At 66.5% G+C, this 19,574-nt stretch carries 12 protein-coding genes; 4 read left to right on the forward strand and 8 right to left on the reverse strand.

The window, feature by feature from the left end; all coding sequences use genetic code 11:
* The first annotated feature begins 114 nt into the window (after window positions 1-114).
* Complete coding sequence (locus AB0N05_RS17280; RefSeq protein ID WP_364694327.1) at window positions 115-1,863, forward strand: NTP transferase domain-containing protein; 1,749 nt, start codon at window positions 115-117, stop codon at window positions 1,861-1,863.
* Window positions 1,864-1,984: 121 nt separating this feature from the next.
* Here the strand turns inward: AB0N05_RS17280 and AB0N05_RS17285 are convergent, their stop codons facing one another.
* From AB0N05_RS17285 to AB0N05_RS17315, 7 genes are all read right to left on the reverse strand, one after another.
* Window positions 1,985-3,157, reverse strand: coding sequence for a thiolase family protein (locus tag AB0N05_RS17285; protein ID WP_364694330.1), 1,173 nt, complete (start codon window positions 3,155-3,157; stop codon window positions 1,985-1,987).
* A 50-nt stretch (window positions 3,158-3,207) separates the two neighbouring features.
* The gene (locus AB0N05_RS17290; RefSeq protein WP_364694333.1) at window positions 3,208-4,428 is read right to left on the reverse strand and encodes an AMP-binding protein; all 1,221 of its coding nucleotides are present in this window, start codon (window positions 4,426-4,428) and stop codon (window positions 3,208-3,210) included.
* A 235-nt stretch (window positions 4,429-4,663) separates the two neighbouring features.
* Window positions 4,664-5,446, reverse strand: a complete 783-nt coding sequence (locus AB0N05_RS17295; protein ID WP_364694336.1) for a helix-turn-helix transcriptional regulator — start codon at window positions 5,444-5,446, stop codon at window positions 4,664-4,666.
* Between the two features lie 313 nt (window positions 5,447-5,759).
* On the reverse strand, window positions 5,760-7,451 hold the full coding sequence (locus tag AB0N05_RS17300) for an ABC transporter ATP-binding protein (protein WP_364694339.1): 1,692 nt from the start codon (window positions 7,449-7,451) through the stop codon (window positions 5,760-5,762).
* The gene (locus AB0N05_RS17305) at window positions 7,448-8,362 is read right to left on the reverse strand and encodes an ABC transporter permease (protein ID WP_364694342.1); all 915 of its coding nucleotides are present in this window, start codon (window positions 8,360-8,362) and stop codon (window positions 7,448-7,450) included. Before AB0N05_RS17305 ends, AB0N05_RS17300 begins: the two co-directional genes overlap by 4 nt.
* Entirely contained in the window at window positions 8,359-9,318 is a 960-nt protein-coding gene (locus AB0N05_RS17310) for an ABC transporter permease (protein ID WP_364694345.1), read from the reverse strand. The genes AB0N05_RS17305 and AB0N05_RS17310 overlap by 4 nt, the downstream gene beginning before the upstream one ends.
* Complete coding sequence (locus AB0N05_RS17315; RefSeq protein WP_364694348.1) at window positions 9,315-10,904, reverse strand: ABC transporter substrate-binding protein; 1,590 nt, start codon at window positions 10,902-10,904, stop codon at window positions 9,315-9,317. The genes AB0N05_RS17310 and AB0N05_RS17315 overlap by 4 nt, the downstream gene beginning before the upstream one ends.
* Before the next feature lie 287 nt (window positions 10,905-11,191).
* On the opposite strand from AB0N05_RS17315, the gene AB0N05_RS17320 reads away from it, so the two are divergent.
* On the forward strand, window positions 11,192-13,504 hold the full coding sequence (locus AB0N05_RS17320; protein ID WP_364694351.1) for an arylsulfatase: 2,313 nt from the start codon (window positions 11,192-11,194) through the stop codon (window positions 13,502-13,504).
* Between the two features lie 815 nt (window positions 13,505-14,319).
* Complete coding sequence (locus tag AB0N05_RS17325) at window positions 14,320-14,490, forward strand: hypothetical protein (protein ID WP_364694353.1); 171 nt, start codon at window positions 14,320-14,322, stop codon at window positions 14,488-14,490.
* A gap of 520 nt (window positions 14,491-15,010) precedes the next feature.
* Here AB0N05_RS17325 and AB0N05_RS17330 read toward each other — a convergent pair.
* Window positions 15,011-15,448: a YdeI/OmpD-associated family protein gene (locus AB0N05_RS17330; protein WP_364694356.1), complete on the reverse strand. Its 438-nt coding sequence runs from the start codon at window positions 15,446-15,448 to the stop codon at window positions 15,011-15,013.
* A 437-nt stretch (window positions 15,449-15,885) separates the two neighbouring features.
* Between AB0N05_RS17330 and AB0N05_RS17335 the strand changes: the two genes are divergently transcribed.
* Window positions 15,886-19,572, forward strand: coding sequence for a nitrate reductase subunit alpha (locus AB0N05_RS17335; protein ID WP_364694359.1), 3,687 nt, complete (start codon window positions 15,886-15,888; stop codon window positions 19,570-19,572).
* Window positions 19,573-19,574 lie beyond the last annotated feature (2 nt).

Genomic DNA, 19,574 nt, shown 5'->3' on the forward strand with positions numbered 1-19,574 from the left:
GCATGAGGAATTGTGTAAGTCATGAGCAATTGCTTAGCTAGCGTCACATTCGAGTGTGAACCCACGAACCACTAACATCTTCGCCATGATCAGCATCGCGCCGGATTGCGCCTCGTGACGACCATCGATGCGATCGTGCTCGCCGGTGGGCGGGCGAGCCGGATGGGCGGCGTGGACAAACCCGCCATCGTGGTGGGCGGGCAATCCATGCTGGAGGCCGCGCTGGGCGCGGTCGCGGCGGCCGACCGGACCGTGGTGGTGGGGCCGCACCGGCCCGAGTTGCCGCCGGAAATCCTTCAGGCGCAGGAGATCCCGGCCGGAACCGGTCCGGTGGCGGCCATCGCGGCCGGACTCCAGGCGCTGTCGGGCTGCGAGTTTCCGGCCGGGCTGATCGTGGTGCTGGCGGCGGATATGCCGTTCCTGAGCGCGCAGGCCATCGACGAACTGATTACGCATACCAAGGAATCCGGTAGTGACGCGGTGTTCGCGGCGGACGCTTCGGGGCGGCCGCAGTACCTGGTCGGCGTGTGGCGGCGCAGCGCCCTGTCGGAATCGCTGAATCGACTGGATTCCCTGGTGAATCGGCCGATGAAGGCGATCGTGCCGATCGATACGGCCATGGTTCCACTGGCCGGTGTCGATGACTGCGACACTCCCGAGCAGGTGAGCGATGCCCGCGCGATCGCCGAGCGTGCCACCGCCCGGCTGCCCCTGGATGAGGCACGAGAGGCGCTGCGCCGCCGCATTTCCCGCATTCCGGCGCGCCGGACCTCGATCCGCTCGGCACGCGGGGCGGCGCTGGCCGAACCGCTGCGCGCCGCGGATGCGCTGCCACGCTTCGACGTCTCGGCCATGGACGGTTACGCCGTGAGCGGTGACGGGCCGTGGCAGATTCGCCGCGATATCGGCTTCGCCGGGGGCCAGCGCCCGGTGGGGCTGCTGCATCGGGAGGCGGTGCGTATTGCCACCGGCGCGCACGTGCCCGACGGCACCAGCGCCGTGATGCGGGACGAATTCGTGGAGATCGGCGAGGACGGACTGCTGCATCGGTTGCCGGACACCCCGATTCGCAGCGATATCCGGCGGCGCGGCGAGGATTGGAATCCCGGCGACGAGGTGGCCCCGGCGGGCACCCCGGTGACCGCCGCCCTCATCTCCACCGCGGCCAGCGCCGAGGTGAGCTCGGTCGCGGTGCGTGGTCCGGTGCGGGCGCGAATCGTCATGACCGGCGATGAGATTCGCAGCGAGGGCCCACTGCATGCCGGACAGACCCGGGACTCCATCGGCCCGATCCTGCCGGACCTATTGTCCTGGTACGGAATCGACACCGTGGACCGCGTGCATCTGCGCGACACCAGCAATGCCTTCGACGAGGTCCTCGCCACCACCACGGATTGCGACCTGCTGGTCATAGTCGGTGCGACCGGCGGCGGCGCGGCCGATCAACTGCGCTCCGCCCTGGACCGCTCCGACGCCCGCATCCTGGTCCGCGGCCTCCGCCTACGCCCCGGCGGTTCCACGGTGGTGGCCCAATCCCCCTCCGGCACAGTCATCATCGGCCTCCCGGGCAATCCCTTCGCCGCCGTAGCTACCTTCATGAGCCTGGGCGCCGCCCTGGTCGAAGGCCTCACCGGCACCGTCCCTGCCCGCACCATCACCGGCCCCCTACACAATGCGGGCGAAGTCTCCGGCTCCACTCCCCGAGTCGCCACGGCCCGAGTCGTCCCCGAAGGCGGTTGGTCCGCCGACGTCCACATCCGCACCAATCACCTTGCGGGCCTGCTCAATCGCGACGGCCTGGTCATAGTCCCCGCCGAAGCCGAGGACGGGGCCTTGGTCGAATTCCTCCCGCTGCGGGGCTGACCGACCGAGACGTCGACGCGAGTCCCCGAAGGGGGAGGTCGTAGCGCATCACGTTCGCGCATGGCGTGTCCGAGGGTGGCGGGTTGATCCGGACGCCGCTGGCTCCTACTACGCGACTGATCTACAACGCTTCCAGGAGCATGGCGTTGGCTTGGCCGCCGGATTCGCACATGGTTTGGAGGCCGTAGCGGGCGCCGCGTTCGCGCATGGCGTGGACCAGGGTGGCGGTGATTCGGACGCCACTGGCTCCGAGGGGGTGGCCGAGGGAGATGGCGCCGCCGTGGATGTTTACGCGGGCCAGGTCGGCTTCGGTTTCTTGGGCCCAGGCCAGGACGACGCTGGAGTAGGCCTCGTTGATTTCTATGAGGTCGATGTCCGAGAGTTGTAAGCCGGTCTGCTGCAGGACTTTCGCGGTGGCGGGGACTACGGCGGTGAGCATGAGGAAGGGGTCGTCGCCCACCGCTATGTGGCTGCGGATGCGAGCGAGGGGAGTCAGGCCGAGGCGGCGGGCGTTCTCGCTGGTGGTGACCAGTACTGCGGCGCTGCCGTCGCCGAGCTGGCTGGCATTGCCTGCGGTGATGTGCCAGTCGATCTCCGGAAAGCGTTGGGAGATTACGTCATTGCGGAAGGAGGGCGGCAGATTTGCCAGGGCGTTCCGGTCGACGTTGTAGCGAATGCCCTCGTCGATGGCCACGCCCGCGATCGGGTCGGTGAGCTCGGCCTCGAACAGCCCGTTCTTGGTGGCGTCGGCCGCGCGCTGATGGCTCTCGAAGGCGTAATCGTCGAGTTGCGCGCGGCTCAATCCCCAACGCGACGTAATGAGTTCGGCGCTGATGCCCTGCCACGGCACACCCTGCGGATAGCGTTCCAGGAAAGCCGCGCCGGTGAGATTGTCGGCATCCAGGAGGCTCGTTCCCATCGGGATGCGGCTCACCGATTCGACGCCGGTGGCCACCACCACCTCGCAGTCACCGGCGATGACCGCGTGCGCGGCGAAGCGCAGCGCCTGCTGGCTGGCGCTGCACTGCCGGTCGATGGTGGTGGCGGGCACCGATTCCGGGAAGCCTGCCGCCAGCGCGGCGCGGCGGGTCACATTGGTGGCCTGCTCGCCGACCTGGCTGACGACACCGCCGATCACCTCGTCGATCAACGCCGGATCGATGCCGGTGCGGTCCACGATGGCCCGCAGACTGTGCGCCATCATGTCGACCGGGTGCAGACCCTCGAGCACCCCGCCCGGTTTACCGCGCCCGATCGGGGTGCGCACGGCCGCCACGATCACCGCATCCCGCATCACACGAGCACCCCCGCCGACTCCGTGAACCCGCTGTTCCCCACCGGCTTTCAATCCCTTCCGGCAGGGCCGTCGGCGGCCAGGATCAGACGTTCACGAATCGTGCGGCGATCGATCTTCGAATTCGGCAGCAGCGGAAGGTCGGTGCGCACGACAATCCGCTTGGGGACGGACGCGCGACCCAACCGGTCCCGGATCAGGTCCCGGAGCAGCTCGATATCGGATGTCGAGATCCCCTCGCGCACAACGAGGTACGCGCCGACGAGTTCACCCCATTCGGGATCCGGTATGCCCATGACCACAGCGGTATCGACCAGATCCGAGGCGGCGAGCACCCGTTCGACGGCGGCGGCGGAGACTTTCACCCCGCCGGTATTGATGAGGTCGTCGACCCGGCCGGTGGGGATCAGGCGGTCGCCGTCCAGGTGACCCCGGTCGGCGGTCCGGTACCAGCGCCGACCGGATTCGGTATAGAAGCCACCGGATTCCGTGTCGGAGGATTCCAGGTAGCCGCCCGCCACCACCTCGCCGCCGATATGGATGATGCCGTCCACGATGCGCACCTGGACGCCATCGAGCGGTCGCCCGTCATAGACGCATCCACCGCAGGTCTCGGTCATGCCGTAGGTCAGCACGCCGTCGGTGACCGCGTGCAGGCGTGCCGCGGTCTCGGCGTCCAGGGCCGCCCCGCCGATCAGGACCCGGTCGAATTCGGCCAGCGCGGCGGTGGCTTCGGGATCGGCGAGCAGTCTCTTGATCTGGGTGGGGACGAGCGAGGTGTAGCGGCGGCCCGGGCGCATTCGGCGTGCGGCCGCACTGAATTCGGCCGGGTCGAAGTGACCGCTGCCGAGGGTCGTGACCCGGGTCCCGCCGAGGACGGCGCGGGAGATCACCTGGAAGCCCGCCACGAATCCGGCGGGCAGGCACAGCAGCCAATCACCGTCGCCGCCGAGGCGTTCCGAGGTGGCCCGGCCCGAGGCCCGCAGCGCGGCGCGGGGCAGCAGCGTTCGCTTCGGGATGCCGCTGGATCCCGAGGTGGACAGCACCACCGCCGCGGTATCGGGTACGTACGCCGGAAGATAGTGCGCATGTGCGGGATTTGTGATCGGGGCGAGGGCGAGCCCACCCCGGTAGGCCCGCTCGACCTCGCGCCCGAGCAGCTCGGCCGCGGCAGCGGGTTCCGCCGGGAGCAGCAGCGGGTGCAGCGGGATGGTGTCGCCGACATGCGTGGTCGCCGCCCCGCTTGTGTGACTTGAGCCCGCTTCAGACATTGGAGACGACTCGCTTCCTTCTTTACCGAGACGGCGCTCACAAGACAGCTGGGCGGTCGACCGGTACACTCCCAGCAACAGGCTATGGCCAGCCTTTCGGGGCTGTCAAATCAGGAGCACGCAGAAAAACCCTTGCGGTGCAGGGGTTTTCATCATGCCCATTAGCGCCCTACCGGAGACGATCCACTCCCCACCAGGATAATCCCGGCCAGTAAACATACAGCGCCCGCCGAAGTCAGGCCGGGAGGCCGAGAATCGCGAGCACATGGCCCGGATATGCCGCACCATCCATGCGGCCGGTCTGGGCGTAGATCTTGCGGCGCAGGCCCGTCACGGGATTGCGTAGATGCAGCGTCCAGACGTGCGGGGCGAACTCCACGCCGCCCTCGGACCAGGCCTGGCGGAAATTCGGGAATTGGCCGAGTTCACTGATCAAATCGGCAAATCCCGCGACATTGCCGGAACGGCCGATCAGCCCGCGCATCCATCGGACGACCTGGCGCATATCCGATTCCCAATTCACCATGACGCGGGTCGCCAGCTCATTGCCGAAAATCCAGCGGAGCATATTGCCGTCCTCGAGCACGCCGGGGAAGGCGTCCTCCCAACTGTCGTTGCAGGCAAGCACATTCGAGCGCAGGTCCATGAGCGCGGCCAGGTTGGGGCGGTGCATGTCGAGCACCTGGCGCATCTCCGGGGTGATGGCGGCGCGCAGCTCGTCCACGGTCGGGAAGTCGCCTTCGGGCAGACCCGCCAGGTCGGAGAGCTGCCGGCGGTCGGCGACGGTCAGGGTGTCCAGGCGGTCCAGGTAGCGGGTGAGCGCCTCGACCACCTCGCGGGTGGGATTGCCACGGTCGCCCTTCTCCAAATGCGTTATGTAGCTGGCGCTCACCCCGGCATTGAATGCCAGGCGTTCGCGGGAAACACCACGATCATCGCGCAGGCGGCGCAGTAGATTTCCGAAAGTGGGGGCCTCGAGTCCTCGAGAATCTCGTCCGCATGCAGCATGTGCGACCACCGCCGTCTCCTTCGTCAGATATCCCCGGACCCCCTAGAACTCGGTCAAGGCCGAGTTCTCGTTCGCGGTGGACTCTTCCACAGGCATTCGGATGAACTGTTCTGCGCGACTTTCCCTATCTGTATCACCGGATACTCCTATCGGTATCAGTGAGCGATCAGTCACACCTGGCGTCGGCGAAATCCACTGCCGAAATCGTTGCTACAGGGCCGATCTTATGACGCGTCACGAAGCCTGTCTGGCAAACCGACTGGTTTGAATGTGATGCATTTCGCGACCATCCAATCTGACATCCTCCGGCTATGAGAAGTCGTTACGCACCGAGCGCCAACGGCACCGAATCCGATGCGTCCCGGCCCGCACGCGCCTGCCCCGGATCGGGATTGGGAACGGCATCCAGCAAACGGCGGGTGTACTCCTCGCGCGGACTGCGGAAAACCTCGTTCACCGGCCCGGTTTCGACCACGACGCCCTGCCGCAGCACCACGACCCGGTCGGCGATCTGATTCACCACGGCCAGATCGTGACTGATGAACAGGCAGGCGAACCCGTACTCCTCACGCAGATCGGTGAACAGATCCAACACCTGCGCCTGCACCGACACATCGAGCGCGCTGGTCGGCTCATCGGCCACCAGCAGCCGCGGAGCCAGGGCGAGAGCCCGGGCCAGCGCGACGCGCTGCCGCTGCCCGCCGGAGAGTTCGCCGGGGCGGCGGGTCGCGTAGTCGCGTGGGAGCCGCACGGATTCGAGCAGATCACCCACCTTGGCGCGGAGCAGGGACCCGGCGGCCACGCGGTGTACGAGCAGGGGCTCGCCGATGGAATCCGCGAGCGTGCGGCGCGGATCCAGGGAGGCGGTGGCGTCCTGATGCACCAGGGCGACATGCTTGCGCAGGCCGCGCAATTCACGATGGGAAAGGCCGGTGAGCGGCACGCCCTGCAACACCACTTCGCCCGTCGTGGCGGGGATCAGGCCGAGGGCGGTGCGGCCGAGTGTGCTCTTACCGGAACCGGACTCACCGACCAGGCCGATGACCTCGCGGGGGGCGACCGTCAGGGATACGCGGTTCAGCGCTTGGAAGTTCTTGCGGCGGCTGCGGTAGACGACGCTCAGCTCGCTGATGCGGAGAACCGGCTCGGCTGGGTCCGCGGGCGGGAGCGATTCCGCGACGGCGGTTTCCAGGTGGGGCGCGGCGGTGGTGCCGGGCAGGGTGGGAACGGCCGAGAGGAGGACGCGGGTATAGGCCTCCCGGGGATCGGCGAAAAGCTCATGCACGGGACGGGTTTCGACGACCTGCCCCGCATTCATGACCACGACACGATCGGCAATCTCGGCAACCACGCCGAGGTTGTGGGTGATGAAGAGGATCGCGGTGTCATTGCGGCGCTGCAGGTCCCGCAGCAGGTCGAGGATCTCGGCCTGCACGGTGACATCCAGGGCGGTGGTGGGCTCGTCGGCGATCAGCAGATCCGGTTCGCCGGACAGGGCGAGGGCGATGACCACGCGTTGTTTCTGCCCGCCGCTGAGCTGATGCGGATACCAGTCGACGCGCTTGTCCGGCTCCGGAATATCGACCCGGGTGAGGAGTTCGATGGCGCGGCTGCGGGCTTCGGCCTTACCGATCGGATTGTGCGCGCGCAGCGCCTGGGTGATCTGGGTGCCGATCTTCTGCACCGGATTGAGCGCCGTCTGCGGTTCCTGGAACACCATGGCGGCGCGGGTGCCGCGCAGCGGGCGCAGGTCGGCATCCGCGGTACCGACGATCTCGGTGTCGCCCAGTCGAATCGAGCCGGAGGCGGTGGCACCGTCGGGGAGCAGGCCGAGTACGGCGCGGGCGGTCAGCGACTTGCCGGAGCCGGATTCGCCCACCAGCGCCACGGTTTCGCCGCGTCCGACGTGGACATCGACGCCCTCCACCACGACGCGGTCACCGAATCGCACCGCCAGATTACGAATATCCAGCAGCGGTTCGGTATTTCGACTGGAGTCAGCGTTGTCGCTCATCCGATCCTCCGGGCGCGGCCCAATGCCTGGGCGATCAAAAGGAATCCGAGGGTCAGGCCGGACACCACCAGCAGTGGCCCGACCGCGAACGCCGGATTGGCGTCCAGATTGGCGGTGGACTCGGAGATGATCGAGCCCAGCGACGGATCCGGCGGCCGCACCCCGATACCGATGAAGCTCATGGCCCCCTCGATGAATACGGCCAGGGACATGGACAGCGCCAACTGCACCGTGAGGGGTTCGATCACATTGGGCAGCACATGCTTTCGCAGCGTCCACCAAGTGCCTGCGCCGATCACCTCGGCGGCCTCCACGAACGCCTGCTCACGCACGGCGAGAATCGCGGTGCGGATCTGCCTGCCGAAAATGGGGATCTCGGCGGCCACGATAACGATGATCACCGCGTGCGCGCCCGGACCGGTGACGGCGGACAAGGCGATGGCGAAGATCAGCGCCGGGAAGGCCAGGATCAGGTCGAACAGGCGCTGAGTGATCACATCGGCAATGGCGTTCACGCTGGCCAGGAGACCGGCCAGCGAACCGATCAGCGCGCCGAGCGGTACCGCGACGAAACCGATCAACAGGTTGATGCGGATACCGTGCAGCACTCGCGAGAACAGATCGCGATTGAGCTTGTCGGTGCCGAGCCAATGCTCACCGCTCGGGCCGAGTAGATTGGCTCCCTGAATCTGCTCCAGCGGACCGTATTTCGTGAGCACACCGGCGGCCAGTCCCGCCAGCGCGATGACCGCGACCAGCACGACCCCTGCCAAACCCTGCCCCCTACGCAGGGCATGGAACAGCGGCCGTGCCGAATCCGGCTGGCGTGCACTGGTTTCCGCGCCGGTCTCTAATGCCGCGTCGGTCTCGGATGTCACAGCGGTATCGGTTGCCACAGTCAGGTCGGTCATGCGCGGCCTCCGATGCGAATGCGCGGATCGAGGTAGGCGTGCACGACGTCGGTGGTCAGCTGAATGGCCACGAACACCGCCACCGAGAACAGCAGCAGCGCCTGCACCACCGGGTAGTCGCGGCGGTTGATGCCCTGTTCGATGAGCTGCCCGATGCCCGGCCAGGCGAACGCGGCTTCCACCAGCACGGCTCCGCCCAATAGCGTGCCGGTCTGAATGCCGAGCGCGGTCAGCGCGGTGGGCAATGCATTGCGCAGAGCGCCCCGCGTGACGATCTGCCGGTGCGAGACGCCCAGCGCCCGCGCCGTCAGCACATACGGCTTACGCAGTTCGGTGCGCAGCGACTCGGTGAGGAACCGGGTGAGTGCGGCGGTCACCGGCAATGCCAGGCAGATCGACGGCAGCAGCAGGTATTGCACGGTGATATCGGGTCGTGCGAGGAACCCGTCCGGCGGAATACCACCCGCGGGCAGAACCGGAATCGCGATGGCGAACACCAGCACCAGCAGCACGCCGGTCACGAATACCGGCACCGCGACCGCCACCGTATTGGCTGCGGCCACCAGGGCATTGAGCCAGCGCCGGTCCCACAGCACGGACGAAATGCTCACCGCCAGACTCACTGTCACCGCGAGGAACAGCGAGGACGCGGCGAGGACCAGCGTATTGGTGAGCCCGCGCCCGACCAGATCGGAGATCTGCCCGCCGATAATGTAGGACCGGCCCAGATCCCCGGTGAACACGCCGTGCAGCCAGCTCAGATATTGGGCCGCGATGGAGCGGTCCAGTCCGAGCTGATGCCGGATGGCCGCGATCGCCTCCGGGCTGGCGTCATTCCCCGCCAGGATGGTGGCCGGATCGCCAGGGACCAGCCGCAGGAGCAGGAAGATGAACACGGAAGCGGCGAACAACACCGCCACCGCCGACGGCACCCGGCGCAGCAGATAGTTGATCATGCCAGGAAGGCCTCGGTGAACAGGGTCTCGCGGCGTTTGGTCCAGTTGAAGCCGTGCAGCTTGGTGGTGGCCGCGCCCTGCTGATACCGGACGCCGATCTCGATGAGGAACAGCCCTTCCAGCAGTTGATCACTGAGTGCCCCGTACGCCTGCACCGCCTCCGGCCCGGTGCCCTGCGGCAGCTTCCAGGCCGCGTCGGAGGCGGCCACATAGGCGGGCGACTCGTAGTGCGAGGAGTTCTTGCGTGCATTGAACGGGTAGGCGCTCACCGCAAGGGTCGAGGGCACCAGCTGCGCCCACGAGTGATCGGTGAGCCACAGGCCCGGGAACTGCGCGCCGATCAGCTGTTTGACGAAGGTGCCGTTCTCCACCGGCTGCAATTCGACCTCGATGCCGATCTCCGCCAGATTGGCCTGCACGATCTGCGCGGTCGCCTCGAAGGCGTTGTAGGCGGTGCTGTAGGTCAGCGGCAGCTTCGGCGGTTTGGGCAGCTGGGACAGCAGCTGCTTGGCCTTGGCCAGATCTCGCGAGTACCGGGCATTGCGGGTGGTGTCGAAGGCGGGCGAACCCTTGGGCCAGGGCAGGCTCACGGGGTAGCCCGCGCCCCGGAATACCTCGGCGACAATGCGTTCCCGGTCGATCGCGTAGGCGATGGCCTGGCGCAGCCGCACATCGGAGAGCGCCGGATCCTGCACGTTCGCACCGACGTACGTCTGGAGCTCGGCTCCCTCGTAGGGGATTGTCTTGAATCCGGCTGTCTTGCCGAGGTTTTCATTGTCGCGGTACGTGATGGCGTCCGCGAGATGGATCTGGCCGGTCTTGAGCGCATTGAGTTGCGCCTGATTGTCGGTGATCACCGTGAACTCGACCCGGTCCAGGTACGGGCGGTCCGGGATCCAGTAGTTCGGGTTCTTCTCGAACACCAACTGCGAGTTGGGAATCCGTGAGACGAATCGGAACGGCCCGGTACCGACGAGCTTGTCGCCGGTGGCCAGCTGGTCGATGGACTCGCTATCCAGGATGGGCACCGTGTCGAGCAGGTCGAAGAGATTGCTCAAAGGCTGGGACAGGGTGAGCACGATCTTGTGCGGATCGGTCGTGTCGAAGGCGGTGATCGCCGCGGCGGTGCTCTTCAACTGCGCGGACCACTTCGGGTCGGCGTAGGTGCGCAGCGCGAACTCGACATCCTTGGAGGTGAAGGCCCGGCCGCTGTGGAACTTCACGTCATCGCGCAGTTCCAGGGCAATGGACTTGCCGTCCGGCGCGAGCGTCCAGCTCTTGGCCAGCAGCGGCTGCGGCTCCAGCTTGTCGTGCGGGTAGCGGACCAGTGACTCGAAGACCAGGCCGACCACCCACGGAGTGGTTCCGGTATTGGTGAGGATATTCGCCGGGATGAGGTCCAGGCCCACGCCGTACTTCAGGGTGCCGCCGCGCACCGGCTGCGCATTGTCGTCACCGCCGCCCTTGGCCTGATTGACCGCCGAGGTGCAGGCGGCCAGCGCGCCGCCGCCGAAGATGGCGAGGGCCGCGACCGCGGAACCACGCAGAAAACGACGGCGATCGAGTCCACCGGGGGACGAATTCATCTGGAAATCCTCGAGATACGTGCCGCGAAGGGGCGGCGGGTGCGTGAAAGCACCGGGGGACTTGAGAAATGGTGGACGCGCGGGCCTGCGCATCCGGCACGGCTGTGCTCAGAGACAGCGGCGACAGCGCTGCGCCCGCGCGGTCCGGAGCATTCCGGCGCAGGGCGTGCAGGGTCGGCTGATGTGCATGCGGCGACGCTAACAGTCGCTCGACGCTCGATCAGCGGTTGCGCGCAGCGTGCGTGAAACCCTGGCGAGCAGCCCCGATACCGAACTTTGCTGAGAGGATGCCTGTCCCCTCCCATGCCCGCGGCTATGAGAACTTCTCCGGCGAGATCGGCCGCACCACCGCCGACTCCACCCCGGAGTGGACCTATCCCCCGGCCGCCCCCGCGGGCGCACCGAACATCATCGTTGTCCTGGTCGACGATATGGGCTTCAGCGATATCGGGCCCTTCGGCTCGGAGATCGACACTCCCACCCTCGATCGACTGGCCGCGAACGGGTTGCGCCTCACCAACTTTCACACCACTCCCCTGTGCTCGCCGTCACGGGCGGCACTGCTGACCGGAATCAACTCGCATCGCGCGGGATTCGGCTTCGTCGCCAATGCCGATCCCGGCTATCCCGGACTGCGCCTGGAACTGGCCGACGATGTACTGACCCTGCCGGAAATCCTGCGCGCCAATGGATACGCCACCTACGCCGTTGGCAAATGGCATCTGGTGCGCGACGCCACGCTGCACCCCGCCGCCCAACGGGATTCCTGGCCCACCCAGCGCGGATTCGACCGCTACTACGGCTCTTTGGAAGGTCTGAATTCCTTCTACCACCCGAACCAGCTGATCTCCGACAACTCCCCGGTGAATGTGGAGGAGTACCCCGAGGACTACTACCTCACCGACGACTACACCGACCGCGCCATCGGCTATCTGAAGGAACTGCGCGCCCACGACGCGGACAAGCCGTTCTTCCTCTACTTCGCCCACACCGCCATGCACGGGCCATTGCAGGCCAAGCCGGAGGACCAGGCCAAGTACCGCGGCCGGTACAAGGAGGGCTGGGATCGCCTGCGGCAGAGCCGTTTCGCCGCACAGCTCGCGCAAGGGCTGTTCCCCGAAGGCACCCAGCAGAAGCCGCGCAATACCGAACCGGGTTATGAAGCGCAGGAATGGGATTCGCTGACGCCCGAACAGCAGTCGCGGTTCGAGCGCTACATGGAGGTGTACGCGGGCATGGTCGACAGCATCGACCAGAGCCTCGGCCGGGTCGTCGAAACCCTCGAGGAATTCGGCGAATTCGAGAACACCATCATCGTCTTCACCTCCGACAATGGCGGCACCGCCGAGGGCGGCCCCGAGGGCACCCGCACCTACTTCGCCCAGTTCGCGCAGGTCGACGACCCGGACTGGGAACGCGACGTCCCCCACGACGACGAACTGATCGGCACCGCCAAACTGGGCGTCCACTACCCCCGCGGCTGGGGCCAAGCCTCGAACACCCCCTTCCGCTTCTACAAGGGCCAGACCTTCGCTGGTGGCGTCCGAGTCCCCTTCGTCCTGTCCTGGCCGAAGGGTCTTCCCTCCACTGCGACCGAGACCGGCGTCCGCCAGGAATACGTGTACATCACCGATCTGGCCCCGACCCTCCTCGAGCTCGCAGGACTGGACCGCCCGACCGTACGCAACGGGTTGCCCGCCAAAGATTTCGACGGGATATCCGCCGTGGATGTCCTCCGCGACCCGACCGCGGTCTCCCAGCACGTCGAGCAATACTCGGAAATGACCGGCCACCGAGGCTTCTACCGCGACGGCTGGAAACTCCTCGCCCTGCACGACCCCGCCCGGGGCATCGACAACCCGCTCTGGCAACTCTTCGACGTCCGCACCGACCCCACCGAACTCCACGACCTCTCCGACCAGTTCCCCGAGAAGGTCGCCGAACTTTCGGCGGCCTGGGACGAAGCCGCCTGGCACAACACCGTTTTCCCGCTGATCACCCGCCAGGATCTGGCCAAGCGTCGGCCCGAAGAAGCTCGCTTCGGCGAAAAGGTGCGCATTCTCCCGGGCACTCCGACGCTGGAGCGGTACCGCTCCCAGCGGTTGATCGCCTACCGCGACTTCACGATTGCCGTGGAACTGGACGGTTACCGCCCGGGCGATCAGGGCGTACTCGTCGCACACGGCGATCCGCTCGGCGGCTACCTGCTGTACGTCGAGAACAACCGACTCGTCTTCGGTTACAACGCCTACGGCCGCTACACCACGGTCGACGCCGGTGAAATCCCCTCCGGCAGCAAGCATCTCACCGTCTCCGCCATAGTCCGCCCCCACCTCCGCTGGGACTTCACCTTCGGCATCGATGGTGTCCGCGCCGCGCACCTCGCGGATCAGGTGCAGCTGATCGGCATGTCACCGTGGACCGGCATCTCCGTCGGACTGGACGCCCGCGGGCCGGTCGCTTGGGATCTGCGGGAGCGGTATGGAGTGTTCCGGTACACCGGGAACCTCCGGTCGGTCACTTACCGGCCGGGTGTGGTCGGGGTGTCGGAAGACATCCAGCAGGCCCTGGACTCGGAGGCCGAGCTCATCGCGGAGTAGGGACAAGGACAAGAGACTAAAGACTAAAAGCGCCTGGACAAGAAGGACAAGAACCTGGTCCGGCTCGCTTCGCTTCGCCCAACCCGATATGGCGCACCCCCAAGGTGGGACGCATTCAGGGGACATGAGGCATGACAATCCAGGCAAACTCCGGCTCATGTCCCCTCGACGACACGCTGGGTGGCTGGCCGGGCCGGGCTGGGCGGGGTGGCCGGGCCGATTGGGGGCAAGTTCGGGCGGGTGGGCGACCGACTGCTGGGCGGGCCGGGCTGGGTGGCTAGGCCGGCCGGGCCGGGCCGGGCTGGCCGGGCTGGGCGGGGTGGCCGGGCCGATTGGGGGCAAGTCCGGGCGGGTGGGCGACCGACTGCTGGGTGGATGGGTTGGCTGAGTGGCTGGGCTGGGTGAGGCATGGCCGGGTGGGTGGGCGACCGACCCCTGGGGTGGGGGGCTGGGCTGGCGGGGGCGACTGGGCTGGGTGGGCGGGTGGCTGAGCTGGCGGAGCCGACTGGGCAGGGGTGGCTGGGTGGGCAGGGCCGACTGGGCTGGGTGGGCAGGGGCGGCTGAGCTGGGTGAGGCAGGCCGGGCGGGTGGGCCGACTGAGGGCAAGGCCGGGCGGGTGGCTGGGCTGGGGTGGGGTGGCTGGGTGGGCGGGGTGAGGCAGGCCGGGTCGGTGGGTGGGTGGGGCCGATTCGTTCGATTACCCTGCCCGGCAAGGCTTTCCGCAGCCGATTCGCCCGATTCCATTGCTGGACAGACGATCAAAGGGCTTCCATGGCGGAGTTTCACGGCGTGTCGCCACCATGGAAGCCCTTTCGATGAAAACGGGATCCGGCGCGCGCGGGGCGCGGGGGCGACACGCCGGTGAGGGCAGTGAGGGAGCTGTGGTGGTGGGGAATTCGGACAAATTCCACCACCACAGCTCCCTCACCCACCACCTGCGGCTCGGCGCACTCGCTGCTCGCCCCTTCGCCGAAGACACGTGGTGACACGCATACGCAGGGGACGACACGCCGAATCCCGGTGACTCCACCCAGATTTCGTGCACCTCACCCTCGTTCCACCCCTGTTGTTCCGTGGGTGACGTGCAGGAAACGGGGGTGAAGTGGCCTCAGAGGTGGGAGCGGGCGGCGTGTCGAGGCGAAGCGAGGGGTGTGTCGCGAAGCGCAGCGAGGCAGGGGCAGGCGATGCGCAGCGAGGCCCCGAGACGCGAAGCGCAGCGAGCCAGGGGGAGGGCATCCACGGCCGGAGCGTCTCGAGTCTTGTTCTCGAGGTTCGTCTCTTCTTGTCCGGGCGCTTTTGGGTTTTGCTCTTTGGGGTTTGGTCCCGGAACGGGACCACAACCTTCCAGCCAGGCCGGAATAGGCGGCCGACGGCACCCGATGGGGGAGCTCAAGCCGGGTACGGCAGGCGACGCAACCACGCTACTTCTTTTTCCGCTCTACCCAAGCCCCGAGTCACCCCGCATTCTTTTCCCGCTCTACCCAGGCCCCGAGTCACGCGAAGGGATCACCCGCCCAGAGACTCGAGGACCTTCGCTATGCGGCGGGCTCGGGTCTCGGGGCGCTTGGCATCCGCAACCGCATTGGCGTGTTCGCGGCGGTTCGAGTAGCTGAGTGCGTCGAAGGCCGGGCGGAGGTTGGCGGAGGACAAGGCCTCGGCCAGGTCTTCGGGGATCTCGACGGTGCGTTCGGCGGTGTCGCGCTCCACGGTGACGATCACCTTGTCGCCGGGCTGTTTGCCCAGGGTCTCGCGGATGGATTTGAGCATGCCCAGGCAGGGGCCTTCACCCATATTGGCGATGGAGCCGGTGTAGGGGATGCCGTCGAAGGTGGCTTGGACGGGGATTCGGCCGCCGCCGCCCAGGGCATCGAGGATGGCAGGGGGAATGGGGATATACGCGCCGCCGCCGTTCGCGGGGTGGATGGTGCCGTCGAATCGGTGCATGACAGCACGATATTCGGGCAGACCGACAAGGTGCGGGATATATGGCCGCGATCTGTCAGCTAACTGGGTCGGGCGGGGAAATCGGCGGGTGATGAGAAGCGTGGCGAGTTTGCCCGGTTGGCGGAAAATCGCGTACAGCCGCCCTTCCGAAACGTGTTAACAAATGTAAACCGTCGAAGAACCGACCGTTTCCAAAGCATCACCGGCACCCGCCGGAAGCGGCTGTTACCGAGCCTAATTCGAGCGGTCGGAGGCATACGCCCAGGTCGAGGGAAATGGGGTGGGGTGGCGCCGCAATCCCACAGTGACCGGGATGTTGCGGCGTTCTCACAACTCACAATGCCGTCGAGCGCACTGTGCGATAACCGTTTTGATGCCAGGAACGACGTCTTTACAGTCGAGCCAGCAGCCCGGTTTTTCAGCTCGAAGGGGGCGTTATGGCAAACACGCGGACCGGACAATCGTCCGCCGATGCACTGCTTCGGCTGGGAAAATATTTCAACCGCGGTGAAGTGTCCGAAGATCTGCGCACCCTGCACCAGGTAGGCGGGCGCGACGCGGACGACTTCTACCGGGATCGATGGGCGCACGACAAGGTGGTGCGGTCCACGCATGGTGTGAACTGCACGGGATCGTGCTCGTGGAAGATCTACGTCAAGGACGGCGTGATCACCTGGGAGTCGCAGCAGACCGACTACCCCTCGGTCGGCGCGGACAAGCCCGAGTACGAGCCGCGCGGCTGCCCGCGTGGCGCATCCTTCTCCTGGTACACGTATTCACCTGCGCGGATCAGGTATCCGTACGTGCGCGGCACGCTGCTGGAGATGTACCGCGAGGCCAAGAAGACGCTCAAGGATCCGGTGCTGGCATGGGAATCCATTGTCGAGGATCCGGAGCGGGCCAAGGCCTACAAGTCGGAGCGCGGTAAGGGCGGGTTCGTCCGGGCCGAATGGTGGGAGGCCGCCGAAATCGCCTCCGCCGCACACGTTTACACCATCAAGCAGTACGGTCCGGACCGCGTGGCGGGGTTCTCCCCGATTCCCGCCATGTCGATGGTTTCCCATGCCGTCGGCGCGCGCTTCATTTCGCTCATCGGCGGGTCGATGCTGTCGTTCTACGACTGGTATGCCGACCTGCCCGTGGCCTCCCCGCAGGTGTTCGGCGACCAGACCGACGTGCCCGAATCCGCGGACTGGTTCGACGCGGGTTATCTCATCATGTGGGGCTCCAATGTCCCGGTGACGCGAACCCCGGACGCGCACTACATGACCGAGGCTCGCTACCGCGGCCAGAAGGTCGTGGTGGTCTCCCCCGACTACGCCGACAACACCAAGTTCGCCGATGAATGGGTGCCCGCGCGCCCCGGCACCGATGCCGCCCTCGCCATGGCCATGGGCCACGTGGTGCTGAAGGAATTCTTCGTCGACCGCACCACCCCGTACTTCACCGACTACATCAAGCGCTACACCGATCTGCCGTACCTCGTCACCCTCGACGAGAAGGACGGCGTGGCCGTGCCCGGGAAGTTCCTCACCGCCGCGGATCTCGGGCATGCGGGCGAAGGCGTCGAATTCCAGACGGTTCTGCTGGACGCGGACGGGCAACCGGCCGTACCCAATGGCTCGCTGGGACACCGCTTCACCGAAGCGGGCAAGGGCCGCTGGAACCTGGACCTGGGGGATGTCGATCCCCTGATCACCCTGCACGGCCGCACCGATGATGCTGCGGCCGTACAGTTCCCGCGTTTCGACGGGCCTGCCGCGGATGTCCTCACCCGCGGCGTGCCGACCACCGTCGTGGCCGGGAAACTGGTGACGACGGTGTTCGATCTCCTGCTCGCGCAGTACGGTGTGGCGCGCTCCGGCCTACCCGGCAGCTGGCCGACGGGGTACGACGACCCGAGCGAGCCCTACACGCCCGCCTGGCAGGAATCGATCACCGGCGTCCCCGCCAAACAGGCCGAGCGCATCGGACGCGAATTCGCCGCCAATGCGGAACAATCCAAGGGTCGGTCCATGATTCTCATGGGCGCGGGCACCAACCATTGGTTCCACTCCGACCAGATCTACCGGTCGTTCTTCACGCTCACTCTGCTCACCGGGTGCCAGGGCGTGAATGGCGGCGGCTGGGCGCATTACGTGGGGCAGGAGAAGTGCCGTCCCGTAACCGGTTGGTCCACACTGGCTTTCGCCTCGGACTGGCAGCGGTCGCCGCGCCAGATGCAGGGCACCGTGTTCTGGTATCTCACCAACGACCAGTGGCGGTATGACCCGTTCACGTCGGAATCGTTCGCGTCGCCGCTGGGCGAGGGCACCTTCGCCGGTCGCACGGCCGCCGACAATATCGCGCTCGCTTCACGATTGGGGTGGATGCCGTCCTACCCGACGCTCAACCGCAATCCCCTGGATCTCGCGGACGAGGCGGAGGCGGCCGGTAAGACCGCGGCCGAATACGTTGTCGACGGGCTGAAATCCGGTGACTTGAGGTTCGCCTGCGAGGATCCGGACGCACCGGAGAACTTCCCGCGCGTGCTCACCGTCTGGCGCGCCAACCTGCTCGGTTCCTCGGGCAAGGGCAATGAGTACTTCCACCGGCATCTGCTCGGCGCGGACTCCAATCTGCAAACCAGCGACGCCACCGGAATCCGCCCGCAGGAACTGGAATGGCGCGACCAGCCCGCCACCGGCAAGCTGGATCTGCTGCTCTCCCTGGACTTCCGGATGACCAGCACCACGCTGTTCTCCGACATCGTGTTCCCCGCCGCCACTTGGTACGAGAAGCACGACCTGTCGTCGACCGATATGCACCCGTTCGTGCATGCCTTCACCCCGGCGATCTCCCCGCCGTGGGAGGCGCGCACCGACTTCAGTGCGTTCCACCGGATTGCCAAGGGGTTCTCGTGGCTGGCGGAGAAGCATCTCGGCAAGCGCAAGGACATTGTCGCGGTGCCGTTGCAGCACGACACCGCCGATGCGCTGGCGCAGGCCGGTGGGCGGGTACTCGACTGGAAGAAGGGCGAATGCGAGCCCATTCCGGGTAAGACGATGCCGAAACTGGTTGTGGTCGAACGCGATTACCCGAATGTGGCGGAGAAGATGGCCGCACTCGGACCGCTCGTCGAGACGCTCGGCCTCACCACCAAGGGCGTCACGACCTTCCCGGTCGAGGAAGTCGAATACCTCAAGGGCATGAACGGAACCGTGGTTTCCGGTATCGCACAAGGCCGTCCGTCGCTGGCCAAGGACACGCATGCGGCCGAGGCGATTCTGGCACTGTCCGGCACCACCAATGGGCGGCTCGCGGTGGAAGGGTTCCACGCGCTCGAAAAGCGCACCGGAACCAAGCTGGCCGACCTGGCCGCCGAGCATGAGGGCAAGCGAATAACCTTCGCCGACACCCAAGCTCGGCCCGTTCCCGTGATCACCTCCCCCGAATGGTCGGGCAGTGAGACCGGCGGGCGCAGGTACTCACCGTTCACCATCAATACCGAGCGGCTCAAGCCCTGGCACACGCTGACCGGACGCCAGCACTTCTACCTCGATCACGACTGGATGGTGGAACTCGGTGAGCAGTTGCCGATCTACCGTCCGCCACTGGACATGTCGGCGCTCTTCAGCGAGCCCGGCATCGGCAATGTGAACGAGAACGGCGTCACCGTGCGGTATTTGACGCCGCACTCCAAGTGGTCGATCCACTCCGCCTACCAGGACAACCTGCATATGCTGACGCTCTCGCGCGGCGGTCAGGCCATCTGGATGTCGGAGGTCGATGCCGCCAAGATCGGTGTGGCCGACAATGATTGGATCGAGGCGATCAACCGCAACGGTATCGTCGTCGCCCGCGCCATCGTGTCGCATCGCATGCCCGAGGGCACCGTGTTCATGTACCACGCGCAGGACCGCGCCGTGAACGTGCCGCGCATCGAGGGTGCCGCGGACACCGTGGCGGGTAAGGGCAAGCGCGGCGGTATTCACAATGCGCTGACCCGAATCATGATCAAACCGTCGCATCTCATCGGCGGTTACGCGCAGCAGTCGTTCGCGCTGAACTACCACGGCCCCACCGGAAATCAGCGCGATGAGGTCACCACGATCCGCAAGCGCTCGCAGGAAGTGGAGTACTGACA

This window comes from Nocardia sp. NPDC051030 (genome assembly GCF_040683015.1).
Taxonomy (GTDB): Bacteria; Actinomycetota; Actinomycetes; order Mycobacteriales; family Mycobacteriaceae; genus Nocardia.

Excerpts from the sequence above, each read along its gene's own strand:
- AB0N05_RS17285 (WP_364694330.1), bottom strand. The coding sequence starts at position 3,157 with ATGCGGGATGCGGTGATCGTGGCGGCCGTGCGCACCCCGATCGGGCGC.
- AB0N05_RS17290 (WP_364694333.1), bottom strand. The coding sequence starts at position 4,428 with ATGTCTGAAGCGGGCTCAAGTCACACAAGCGGGGCGGCGACCACGCAT.
- AB0N05_RS17300 (WP_364694339.1), bottom strand. The coding sequence starts at position 7,451 with ATGAGCGACAACGCTGACTCCAGTCGAAATACCGAACCGCTGCTGGAT.
- AB0N05_RS17305 (WP_364694342.1), bottom strand. The coding sequence starts at position 8,362 with ATGACCGACCTGACTGTGGCAACCGATACCGCTGTGACATCCGAGACC.
- AB0N05_RS17310 (WP_364694345.1), bottom strand. The coding sequence starts at position 9,318 with ATGATCAACTATCTGCTGCGCCGGGTGCCGTCGGCGGTGGCGGTGTTG.
- AB0N05_RS17315 (WP_364694348.1), bottom strand. The coding sequence starts at position 10,904 with ATGAATTCGTCCCCCGGTGGACTCGATCGCCGTCGTTTTCTGCGTGGT.
- AB0N05_RS17320 (WP_364694351.1), top strand. The coding sequence starts at position 11,192 with ATGCCTGTCCCCTCCCATGCCCGCGGCTATGAGAACTTCTCCGGCGAG.
- AB0N05_RS17325 (WP_364694353.1), top strand. The coding sequence starts at position 14,320 with ATGAAAACGGGATCCGGCGCGCGCGGGGCGCGGGGGCGACACGCCGGT.
- AB0N05_RS17330 (WP_364694356.1), bottom strand. The coding sequence starts at position 15,448 with ATGCACCGATTCGACGGCACCATCCACCCCGCGAACGGCGGCGGCGCG.
- AB0N05_RS17335 (WP_364694359.1), top strand. The coding sequence starts at position 15,886 with ATGGCAAACACGCGGACCGGACAATCGTCCGCCGATGCACTGCTTCGG.